General features: G+C 42.3%; 14 protein-coding genes. 11 read left to right on the forward strand and 3 right to left on the reverse strand.

Features of this window, described 5'->3' with window-relative positions; translation table 11 throughout:
• Positions 1–15: 15 nt before the first annotated feature.
• From BCV39_RS03505 to BCV39_RS03530, 6 genes are all read left to right on the forward strand, one after another.
• Complete coding sequence (locus BCV39_RS03505; protein ID WP_102431629.1) at positions 16–537, forward strand: GNAT family protein; 522 nt, start codon at positions 16–18, stop codon at positions 535–537.
• 113 nt (positions 538–650) lie between these two features.
• Positions 651–902: a TIGR03643 family protein gene (locus tag BCV39_RS03510; RefSeq protein ID WP_063522405.1), complete on the forward strand. Its 252-nt coding sequence runs from the start codon at positions 651–653 to the stop codon at positions 900–902.
• A 335-nt stretch (positions 903–1237) separates the two neighbouring features.
• A complete protein-coding gene (locus BCV39_RS03515; protein WP_102431630.1) occupies positions 1238–1885 on the forward strand; it encodes an HAD-IA family hydrolase in 648 nt (215 codons plus the stop codon).
• A 39-nt stretch (positions 1886–1924) separates the two neighbouring features.
• Positions 1925–2443 (forward strand): GNAT family N-acetyltransferase, encoded by a 519-nt coding sequence (locus BCV39_RS03520; RefSeq protein WP_102431631.1) that lies wholly within the window; start codon positions 1925–1927, stop codon positions 2441–2443.
• Positions 2444–2481: 38 nt separating this feature from the next.
• A complete protein-coding gene (locus BCV39_RS03525) occupies positions 2482–3030 on the forward strand; it encodes a GNAT family protein (RefSeq protein WP_102431632.1) in 549 nt (182 codons plus the stop codon).
• Positions 3020–3553 carry a GNAT family N-acetyltransferase gene (locus BCV39_RS03530; protein ID WP_004742142.1) on the forward strand — a complete coding sequence of 178 codons (534 nt, stop codon included), beginning with the start codon at positions 3020–3022 and terminating at the stop codon, positions 3551–3553. The genes BCV39_RS03525 and BCV39_RS03530 overlap by 11 nt, the downstream gene beginning before the upstream one ends.
• An 82-nt stretch (positions 3554–3635) precedes the next feature.
• On the opposite strand, the gene BCV39_RS03535 is transcribed toward BCV39_RS03530, so the two are convergent.
• A complete protein-coding gene (locus tag BCV39_RS03535; protein WP_102431633.1) occupies positions 3636–4157 on the reverse strand; it encodes a prepilin-type N-terminal cleavage/methylation domain-containing protein in 522 nt (173 codons plus the stop codon).
• Between the two features lie 251 nt (positions 4158–4408).
• Here BCV39_RS03535 and BCV39_RS03540 point away from each other — a divergent pair, with 251 nt between their 5' ends.
• The 5 genes from BCV39_RS03540 to BCV39_RS03560 all read left to right on the forward strand — a co-directional run bounded on the left by BCV39_RS03540 (position 4409) and on the right by BCV39_RS03560 (position 8233).
• Entirely contained in the window at positions 4409–5173 is a 765-nt protein-coding gene (locus tag BCV39_RS03540; protein WP_102431634.1) for a carbon-nitrogen hydrolase family protein, read from the forward strand.
• Complete coding sequence (locus BCV39_RS03545) at positions 5157–5918, forward strand: nucleotidyltransferase domain-containing protein (protein WP_102431635.1); 762 nt, start codon at positions 5157–5159, stop codon at positions 5916–5918. Before BCV39_RS03540 ends, BCV39_RS03545 begins: the two co-directional genes overlap by 17 nt.
• A 61-nt stretch (positions 5919–5979) precedes the next feature.
• Positions 5980–6372 (forward strand): NUDIX domain-containing protein, encoded by a 393-nt coding sequence (locus tag BCV39_RS03550; RefSeq protein ID WP_102431636.1) that lies wholly within the window; start codon positions 5980–5982, stop codon positions 6370–6372.
• Between the two features lie 388 nt (positions 6373–6760).
• A complete protein-coding gene (locus tag BCV39_RS03555) occupies positions 6761–6970 on the forward strand; it encodes a hypothetical protein (protein WP_010434910.1) in 210 nt (69 codons plus the stop codon).
• On the forward strand, positions 6971–8233 hold the full coding sequence (locus BCV39_RS03560) for an integrase (RefSeq protein WP_016788799.1): 1263 nt from the start codon (positions 6971–6973) through the stop codon (positions 8231–8233).
• Between the two features lie 96 nt (positions 8234–8329).
• Here BCV39_RS03560 and BCV39_RS03565 read toward each other — a convergent pair whose 3' ends face one another.
• Both BCV39_RS03565 and BCV39_RS03570 read right to left on the reverse strand, forming a co-directional pair.
• Entirely contained in the window at positions 8330–9289 is a 960-nt protein-coding gene (locus BCV39_RS03565) for a nuclease-related domain-containing protein (RefSeq protein WP_102431637.1), read from the reverse strand.
• Between the two features lie 427 nt (positions 9290–9716).
• Entirely contained in the window at positions 9717–10691 is a 975-nt protein-coding gene (locus tag BCV39_RS03570; protein ID WP_102431638.1) for an integron integrase, read from the reverse strand.
• Positions 10692–10919 lie beyond the last annotated feature (228 nt).

The following is a 10919-nucleotide window of genomic DNA, read 5'->3' on the forward strand; positions in this document are numbered from 1 at the left end:
GGATAAGGAAAGTGAATGGACATAACGATAAGACCAGCAATGCCGAGCGAATTGGCTACCATTTATGCTTTGGTTATCTCAAACGATGAGTGGACTAAGTTTAATGGCCCTTATTTTTCGTATTCTCATCCGTCATTAGAAAGTTTTGAAGCGCATTCGTTTAAACGACTGCTTGAGGGCGATGACCTGCAGCTGGTGGTCGTCGACGGTGTACCTGTTGGAACCGTGAGTTGCTACTGGGAGTGTGAAGAGACACGTTGGCTCGAAGCTGGCGTAGTCATTTATAACTCTGATTATTGGGGGAAGGGGATCGCAGCATTAGCACTTCCGCTCTGGATTACTTACTTATTCGAAAACAAACAAATTGAGCGTGTGGGGCTAACGACTTGGTCAGGTAACCCGCGCATGATGTCTCTCGCTTTGAAGCTAGGTTTCCAGCAAGAGGCGAGGCTGAGAAAGGTGCGATATTACCAAGGCGAGTATTATGACTCGTTGAAGTATGGGGTGCTGCGTAGCGAGTGGCTGGAGAGAAGGTAGCGACAAATATCTGTTTTTTGTTTGATGATTCCTTATCGACTCAGTGGTAACACCCTGATCTAAAAAGTGAGAGTGAGCGTACTTCTACTCAGATTTTAAAGGATGAGTAGACAATGAAATTATCTAAAGAGAATGAATCAAGAATTATTGAAATGGCGTGGGAAGACCGAACGCCATTTGAGGCAATAGAACACCAATTTGGTTTAAATGAATCACAGGTAATTCGTTTTATGCGCAGCCATATGAAGCCGGGTAGCTTCAAATTGTGGCGCGCTCGCGTCGCAGGTCGTGCGACAAAACATGTAAAACTTCGTAGCTCTGAAGTGTCGAGAGGTTATTGCCCAACACAATATAAGCGGCAGTAGGTTTTCTATTCACCACTTATCTCTTATTAGCATTGCCTATCTATTACCCTAGTGCGTTTGGTGCCTATGAAGGGATGCCTAGTGATGGTAGGCAACTACTGGAACTTTATGGCTTAGTAAAGTGTCGAGAGTAGTGGTCGTTAATAGATTGGTTGAATCTTATAGCTTGGCATTTTTTAGTTCTAAATGTGGACTCTAATGCTGAGTTGAAAAACACTCATCACACCACGTTCGAGCGCACTAATTTTTTGAATCAAGCTACGTAAATCTATTAGTGCGTGCGACATCATTAATGAGCTTGAGTAAATTGAGTATTTTTATAGGTTGTAGAGTTCATGGTTGAATGTAAGAAGTTTATTTTTGATGTCGATGCAACACTGGTTGATACCCAAGTGGTTATCGACAATATTTGGAAAAAATGGTGCAAGACTGTTGGTGTTCGTTTTGAAACCATGAGTGAGTATATCCACGGGCGAAAAATCGAAGAGACACTGAGCTGTATTGGCATGGAATTCTCCAATGTCACTGAGGTCAATAAAGTCAAAACTATTGCGACCCAAGAGATGAAGCGCGCCAAGGCTATACCAAATTCTCATGATTTTTTATCAAAAATAGGCCCGGATTGCTGGTCAATCGCAACGAGTGGACCTAGAGCCGTCGCAACAACAAGCTTGGAAGCCTCCGGTTTTACGTTGCCAAAGGTCATGATTTGTGCCGAAGATGTGGTACGAGGTAAGCCAGCACCGGATCCTTTCCTTAAAGCCGCAGAAGCTTTAGGCGCAAAACCAGAAGATTGCGTTGCAGTTGAAGATTCACCATCTGGCGTACTATCGGCCAAGAAGGCAGGATGTTTCACGATCGCTCTATTAACCAGCCATACCAGAGAAGAATTAAAATCAGCAGATTTGATCGTAAATGGGTTTGATGAGCTCAAACTTACCTGCAGTCCGATTGGAACCTATCAGATTCATCGTGCTTATTAGAAAGATCCTTTAATTTTATCTTAAGAGGAATAGATAACAATGAAACTAGTATCGCCCTCAAAAGAATTTGAGTCCGCTTTTAAGGTGTACTACCAAGACTTCTTGGAGCAAGACATCGATAACTCTGATTATTACAAAGACGGTGTTCTTGATTTTTCTCGTTATATTGAATGCTTAAATGATGAGGCTAGAGGCGTTAACTTACCCGATGGTTATGTGCCATGTAATCATTATTGGTTGGTAAATGATGAAGGAGATATACTCGGCGCCATTCGTGTTCGTCATCGCATCGATAATGAGTTTCTGTCACTTGAAGCGGGGCACATTGGCTACGATATTGCTCCCTCAAAGAGAGGTTCTGGCTACGGCAAGGCAATGCTCAAATTCGCTATTCCAAAAGCGAGCTCTCTGGGTATTAAACAAGCTTTGATTACCGCAGACGAAGACAATATAGCTTCACGAAAAGTCATTGAGGCAAATGGCGGTAAGTTTGAAAAAATAGTTTTTGGTAAAGTTTTTCCTGGTCCAGTAGCTCGTTACTGGCTTGACTGTCAGTAACGTAATGCAGTTTAGGAGACAGATAAAAAGGAGTTTTGATGTTCAAACTAGAAACTAACCGATTAGTTCTTCGAGATATGACGCTTGAAGATAAAAGCGCGTTTGTGGCTATGTCACAGGACGCAAAATATCAGCGCTTCTATGATGAGACTGATTGTGAGCCTAGTAAATACTATCAACTCACCCAATTGTTTGTTGAACAGGCTGAGGAAGATCCTCGTCAGTCCTATCAATTAGCTGTGGAAAGTAAAGAGTCAGGGAAGTTTATCGGAACCGTGTGTTTACGCCTTGAAGATAACCAGCAAGCTTCAATGGGCTGCGCTTTTTCGAGAGCAATTCAGGGGAAAGGGCTACCCGTAGAAGCGGCCAAAGCTCTGGCTGGTTTTGGGTTTTCAGAGTTAGGTGTTCATCGAATTTATGCAGAAACCATTGGTGAGAATCTAGCGGCGATAAGATTGTGTAAGTCACTCGGGATGAGACAAGAAGCTTGCTTTAAAGAGCACCGATTCTTCAAAAATAAGTGGTGGGATACCGTTGTATTAGCGATGCTTCGCTCAGAGTGGGAAGGTGAGAGTAATGGAAAGTGAACGACTTAAATTAACACCTCCTTCATTAATCCATACTGATGAAATGTTTAACGTTGTTCAAGAATGTATGGCTGAGTTGTCCGAATTCCTGCCTTGGGTTTCTGAATCGTTAACTCGGCAACAACTTGAACTCAATACTCAAGAGGCTGCCAGTAATTTCTCTAATTTTGTGGGGGAGTTTTGGTTCAGTATTATTGAAAAGAATACTGAGGCGTTCATCGGCGCCATTGGTTTTATTGTCCGAGACGACTCTATACCTTGTTTTGAAATCGGTTATTGGTTACGAACTTCGAAAACGGGATTTGGTTATGTGAGCGAGGCGATTCAACTCGTTGAAGAGTTTGCCTTTCTTGATAAAGGGGCAAAGCGTGTTGAGATAAAAATGGCAGCAACGAATGTGAAAAGTCAGGCAGTGGCGCAGCGATGTGGCTACCAGCAAGAAGCTCGTTTAGCTAATGCTAGGCGTTTACCTTCTGGAGAGTTAGACAGCACGCTGGTTTTCGCCAAAACGTGCTTGTCTTAATTTCTAGGATGGCTGAATGTTGATGCTTGGCATTCTCTAAGTTTATTTGTGTGTACCAACACGTTGAGTATTAAACTAGAGCTTAGCTGTCTGGTTCGTCATCCACGGTGACATCGCCATTCATCGAGTTGTAGTAAATAGATATCCCCGGTACGACTCGATAATGATAACGGCATTGGTCGGTGTGGATGTACTCAGCGATATAGTCAGTATCAGTCGGTGAGTTGAAACTAGAAACGCTCGGTGGATCAATCAGGAGAGCTCCCCATACCGAAATACAGTCTTCCGGATTATCCAACCTTGGAAAATCTTCTGCGTAAGGCCATTGCTGTACTGGGTATCCCCATTCATTGAAGTCAAGCTGGCCAGTGGCAGAGTCATCATAGATAGGGATGTTCGTAGATGGACCGCCACCGTTTAAGGTCAAATTTTTTGAGTAGGCAAGATCGACACCTGCTTTGAAAGCAGCGCCAGTACCTTTCACGGCTGCAATATGCGAATCTGTACTCACATTCAGGAATCTGGGCGCTGCCGTAACGGCGATTATTCCAAGAATCACAATAACGACAACAAGCTCAATAATTGTAAAACCGCTCTTTTTCATTATGCACCTCTTTTGAAGGCGGAAATTATGCACCATAAGTGACTATTACCAAAGGAAATTACTATATTTCAGAGGTGATTTTATAAACCAATCATAAATGTTGTGATTTACATGGTCTTATTTTATAAAACCCAATCGAGAAATAACTTAAGAGCCGGATATCTCACTTCAATATTGAATTTAGATAGACAAGGAGTTTGTTGTAGTGAGTATGGTCGAAACGGTAAATTTGTTTTTGGGAGAAGTTTGAAATGAGTGTCACTATCAGTTTGGCCCAAATTCCTGTCGTAAGAGGCAACTGGAGAGAAAACCTTAAGCAACATCTAAAAATGATAGAGCAATCGTCAAAGTACAATGCGGATGTGGTTGTTTTCCCCGAGCTATCACTAATCGGCTATGAGCTTGATTTGGCGGAAGAACTTGCGTTGTCTCTTGAGCCATCAAACTTTGAAGAACTCTCCCGAGCTTCGGTTCAAAGTGAGACGATTATTGTGGCTGGTTGTCCCCTGCGAGTTCCAGACTTATCCCACCCCACCATAGGCGCCGTTGTTTGTTTTCCCGACGGCAGAGTCGAGTTCTACTCTAAACAGCACCTGCATGATGGAGAGGGCAACTACTGCTCCGCTGGCGATGTTGATTATATATTTGATGTGAATGGGCATAAAATCGCGCTAGCAATATGTGCTGACTTCATAGAGGCGGATCACTCCCAACGAGCCAAACATCTAGGCGCTGATATCTATTTAGCGAGCGCTTTAATCTCTGAGAATGGCTTTGATCCGGATTCTAAAATCTTAGCTGGAATTGCGTCGAAACACGGTATACCAGTATTACTGAGTAACCATATATCTTTGACGGGAGGCTGGGAAACGTGTGGTAAGAGTTCGGTTTGGAATTCGCAAGGAGAACGCGTGATCAGTGCAAAATCAAAAGAGAGTGGCATTGTTCTATGTACTACCTCGGGCTGTGAAACGGATCTTAATATAGCTGGAAAGTGGCATGCTGAATCAAACTAGAGGCCTCGATAAAGACGGGTTTATCGAAAACCTATACTCACCTAAGAACATTGCTCCTGAATTTCAAGGTGTCGTGAATGCTTTTATTGATTCGTTGTTAAGTGAACTTCCGGAGCAAATTTATAGCATCTACTTGTATGGAAGTGTACCAAGAGGAACGGCCATTGTTGGTCGTTCAGATTTGGATGTTTCTATGGTACTGACTACGCCTATTGGCCCAAAAGAGAGGCGAGTATTTAAGCATCTCTCTGACACCATTCCTGAAGCATATCCCCAAGTCAGTAAGCTTGATATCGATCCCGGCTTCCTGCGCGATGTTCTGCAACCCACAGAAAAGTATCACTGGCACTTTTGGCTCAAGCACTGTTGCTGTTGTATTTGGGGTAAGGATTTATCTACAGAGTTTCCGCTATATAAGCCCAGTATTGAAATCGCCCAAGCTCTCAATGGCGACTTGCCTACTTTTCTTGAGCAAATGAGCCTGAGTTTCAAAACAATGGCTGACGGGGATATCGCTAAGGTGATTAGCAAGAAGTTAGTGCGAGCAGCGTATTATTTTGTGGCTGAGAAAGACGGAAGTTGGTACACAGACCTGAGCCAGTGTGCCTCAGTAGCCAAGCGCTATTACCCAAAACAAAGCGACGATATTGAGTTGGCGTATCAATATGCTCTTGGAAACTTGATATCTAAAACAGAGGCTTTTGAATTGTATGAAAGGCTAAGCAAAAAGCTTGTTGTAAATTAAGGATTAACACAAGCTAGAACAGCAAACTTAACTACCTTTGTAACGGTTTTAGGAAAATCAGATGGATGTACACGAGTGTGTTTCTTTTATCTTGCTCAGCGAATCACAAGTATTGCTGGAAAAGCGCAGTGAGTCTAAGGAGACGGATCCCGGCGTAATTACCATTCCAGGTGGTCATATTGAGCACGGTGAGAATCAGGTGCAGGCTTTGTTTCGTGAGCTCAAAGAAGAGCTCAACGTTACTCCAACTCATTACACCTTCTTATGTTCACTCTATCACCCAACATCAGAGCTACAGTTGATTCATTACTTTGTTGTGAGCCAATGGACAGGGAAGATAACCGCACAAGAAGCCGATAGCATTGAGTGGTATCCATTGAATACAGCGTCTGCCGGCATCACTGCCGATGGTGTCGCTTTGAAAGAAGTGGAGCGAGTGGGGATGTTTCTTTAGAGCTGTGGTGTTAAGAGGCTTTACGACGTTTTTGAGGGCTCAAAAACGGTGAAACCCCGATGTTGGTAGTAATCTTAGCTGTATGATATTGATTTATATGAATTTCATGTATTTAGAGCTGGTGGTTAAGCTCTAATTGGCCTAAAAAACGGTTAAAAAGGCCAATGAAATAGTCAAATAAAATCAATGGATTAGCAACTTGGTACTACTGTATTAGTCCACCCTAAAGTGGGCTTGAAATCGATTCGTTGAATTGTTTTACGCTTCGGGAATCCTTTTCGTTAATTGCTGCGCAAATAGAATGTCACTGAAAAAATCGTGCATAGTTTTTCTACCAGTAGATGAAAAATCTAAATTTTCATGTAGTGAGAAAGGTAAGGAGAACGACATGGCGACGCGTAAAATCAGACCTAGACAATTTATTGATGAGTTTTACCCTGATTCAGGGATATGCAATACCACCATCATAAACTGGATTAAACACGGCAAGCTTGAGGGTACTAGAACGCCAACGGGCCGATATTTAGTCTGTGTTGACGACGAGATAGGGAACCCTGCAGACAGGGTGAGTGAACTTCTAAGATTCTTGGAGTCATAAATGGTTGGTAGAGCTAGAAGCAAAGAAACGGCTCATTACCCTCCATTCTTGGTGAAAATGAGCCATAGGGGTCAATCTCGGTTTCGGTTTACGACCGTAGATGGTGTGAAGAAGCTATTTCCTATCGGGACTGTAGAGCAAGAAGCGATACAAGCTGCGCATGTTTATAACTTGCAGTATCGTCCTGAGCTAGGAAGCGCATTTTCCCTTTCTGAGATGACCCCATTTCGCAAAGCTGTCTCCAAAGGCCGTAAGGACAAATTTAATCGGCCTTTAAAAGAGTGGCTTCCATTAGTGTTGTCTCGTGTGAAGAAAGAGGAACGGCTTTCCAAAGACGTTTATCGAAATTTGGAGAGGGACTGTTACCGCCTTGATGAGTTCATGGGGCGGTTGCCAACCAAATCGATCAAGTTACAGCACATCAATGAGTTCCTTTCGAAATACTATTCAGAGTTAAGTAATCGTCAGCTCAACAATAAGATCAGTAACCTTAAAAAGGTATTTTCCTACCTTGCTGATGAGAGCGCTATTGAGAGTAATTTTGTACTCAATAAAAAACAGCGTCGATTGACCAGAGAAGATTACACAAAAGCTCGCCACGACCTAGATATCGAAAACTACCAAAAGGTCTACGATGCAGCGCCACTGTTTCTTAAGGTCGCAATGAGCTTAACACTTGAGACGACTCATGCTGTGAGAGAGATCTATAGGCTTCGTTATCGTATATACAAACCACGGGAAGGCGTTTGTGGGATTCTTTGGAACCCTGACAAAGAGGTGGAGTATGTGGATGGGCATGCAGTGTATGGAATGCTATATGTTCATCGAGAAAAGGTGAAAAAGTCCGATGCTTCCACTGTCGCCATTCCTGTCACTCAGACGATTAAAGACATTGTCGATCTTTCTAAAACATCGAGATTGATTTGTCCTTATATCGTTCACCGTAAACCCAAACAGCAGCAACGCGGCATTTCAAAAGAGACCGACCACCTCTACCAAGTACATCACCACAATATAAGTAAAGAGTTCAGTAAGGTTCGAGACTCTTTAGGGCTTTATAGCCACCTAAAGAAATCGTTAAGGCCGACCTATCATGAAATTCGAGGGCTGGCTGCTCGAATGATTGAACAGCAAGGGCAGAGTGCTACCGAGCGAATGGCGCATGCGAACGCTAAAACAACAAAAATCTATACAGGTACAAGTGACATTATTTGGCACCAAGTACCACCTGTTGAGGTGATGCCGAAAAGTGGCCAGAAGTGATTCGTGTTAGTTGCTTAGTTTTGGAGGAATTCGGAATCCGAATTTGAATCCGTACCCCTTTAAATAGCGGCACAATTCGGATTCGGAATTATTAGATTAAGGAAATACGACTTGAGTTCCTTCACCATAAGAGCATGCAATTGAGTACGTGTTCTTTTTCTTAGTGACTTTAGCTGAATTAGATTGGCAAGAATGGCAACTAATACGCATTGCAGTATTCACCTTACATTGTGGGCAGTAGACGTAATACCCATACTTTCCATACCTCGGCTCGGTCTGAGGGCTTTGACACTTCTTACAATTAAAACCATGCCTTATTTGTGGAACTTTGGCCTCTTCAATTGTTTCTTGAGCTGGAATCAAGTCTACCTTTTCAGTTTCGCTCAATTCTGCGATATGTACTTTGGGAGCCGGAGAAGACGTAGGCACATGTTGTTCGTTTAGAAAGTGAACCAGGCGGTACAGTTCATCACGATTAAACGTAGGATTCGGATTTAGTATTGAACCTACGCGGTGCTTTTTGATGAGACCCTTAACGCAGCTACCAATAGATTCGGCTTTAATGAGCTTCTTCGATATATCTTTAGGGATAGAAGTTCGATCGATTAGCGCGTCGTTGGACGCGGCACAGAGTTGATCCCAACAGCGACCACCAAAGTAAGCTTGTACAAACGCAATTCGATCTAGCAACGACTTAGCGTTGTCATTTAACAGTGCTTTCAATAGTTTGGTTTGCAACTTAGCTTGCTCGATAGGCGAGGGCATTCCTGTCCAATTCCCTCTTACGGTTCGGCTCCATTCGAGTTGATTGTTGACCTTAACCTCACCACGAATTGATTTCGACTCAATAATGATAAATCCTTTGTTATAAAGGACTAAGTGATCGATCTGAGCAGTTTCATTTTTAAACTGTATGCGTAGGTCATTGATAATGAAAATGTCATTTGCATCTCCAAACTCTCTGCGTAAGTAAAACGCGACGTCTTGCTCTACTTTTGCGCCAGCTTTCTGTTGAAGACTGTTGTCGATTTTTGAATCTCTATCCTTAGTAATCATGCTTTATTCCTGCTTTTTTATAAAAGCAGTTTAACATGCAGTCTTATTCATATTGATGGTGTGTATGTTTTTGAGACATATGTTCTTTTTCGAACACTGTTATTGATGAAAATTGTGAAATATCTCTTTTCGAAAGCTCGAAGTAGAGAGTGGGAAACCTGCAACTCGCTGTTTAATAATGTGTTTGTTAGGCATCCCGTTATTGTGCGTGTTAGGGCGTTGTGAGCGCCATGAAAGTTGTAAATAGGTAATGGTGGCGCAACAATAAGAGGTGATACGTAGCCATTGCTGCAGAGAAAAACACACACATAAATTGTTATTGAGCTTTTGGAGTGACTAGAGGCCTCAGCCTTAAGAGCAGGTGATAGTGCCCTGTTTCGTGATTATGAAGTCATTTCAGAATTCGGAATCCGAATTTCATTTATCGTTATTTTACGAATATTCTTGATAATGGGCTAACAACGCCATTGGCGCCTCTATCAATGATGTGAGTATAGATTTGCGTTGTCTTCAAATCGGTGTGCCCAAGTTGTTCTTGAACGGTTCTGATATCTGCTCCGCTTTGAAGAAGGTGCGTAGCGAATGAGTGCCTTAAAGTATGACACGAGATGTTTTTCTCAATGTTGGCTTTTTGGCCTGCTACCTTAATGTGTTTTTGAAGCGCTGTTGGGTGAATATGGTGTCTACGTAGCTCGCCTGTTTGTAAATCTGGCGACAAACGACCGGAAGGAAAGAGGAATTGCCAATTTAGGTTCCTTTCTGCGCTTGGGTATTTTCTAGCGAGAGCTTCAGGTATGTATACACCAGAAAAAACTGTGTCATTCATGTCTTGATGATAGTAACTCGCGGATTTCTGTTGATGTTGTTTGATGGCGGGGAAAAGCTCTGGTGCTATTGTCACTATGCGGTTTTTACCTCCTTTCCCTTGCCATACACGTACAGATTTATATGCATAATCGATATCTTGTATACGTAAGCGTAGACACTCCATTAAACGCAACCCTGATCCATACATTAATTGATAAGGTAATTTGTAGTTAGGTGAACAGTGATTGAATAGCCTTCCAATCTCTTCTGGAGTCATGACTGTTGGCAGTTTTCGTGATTTATCTGAGCGTCGAAACTGCATATCAAGTTCTATGGGTTCTTGAATAATTTCTTTGTATAAAAAGACTAACGCATTGAGAGCCAGACTTTGCGTTTTCCTCGCTGACTTTCTGTTAACTACCAGATGCGTTAGGAAATCCTCTACATGTCTAGAAGTTAAGCTCTTTGGGTGCTTTTTATCATGATAAAGAATGTATTGGTGAATCCAATAAATGTACGCCTCCGTTGTACGAAGGGCATAGTGCCGTCCAAGCATATATTCTTGTATATACGATAGAAATGGTGATTTTTTCATTAAACTTTAACTGGTTATGCATACATAGGTTTCAGTTTGGCACATCAATTCATGCTATATAGAAAAATTCTGTATTTTGGGATGTAGGAAGGGAGCTGTAGTGCTTAAGTTACTGTTAGTTTTCATAAAAACGGGGTATCGTTTACGTCATTGAGATACTAGACAGAATAATTCTGTATTTAAGTGCAGAATTTTTCTGTCTAATATAGCTGTTGAACTAAGCCGCTT

Origin of the sequence: Vibrio sp. 10N.286.55.E10 (genome assembly GCF_002872555.1) — a bacterium.
Taxonomy (GTDB): domain Bacteria; phylum Pseudomonadota; class Gammaproteobacteria; order Enterobacterales; family Vibrionaceae; genus Vibrio; species Vibrio crassostreae.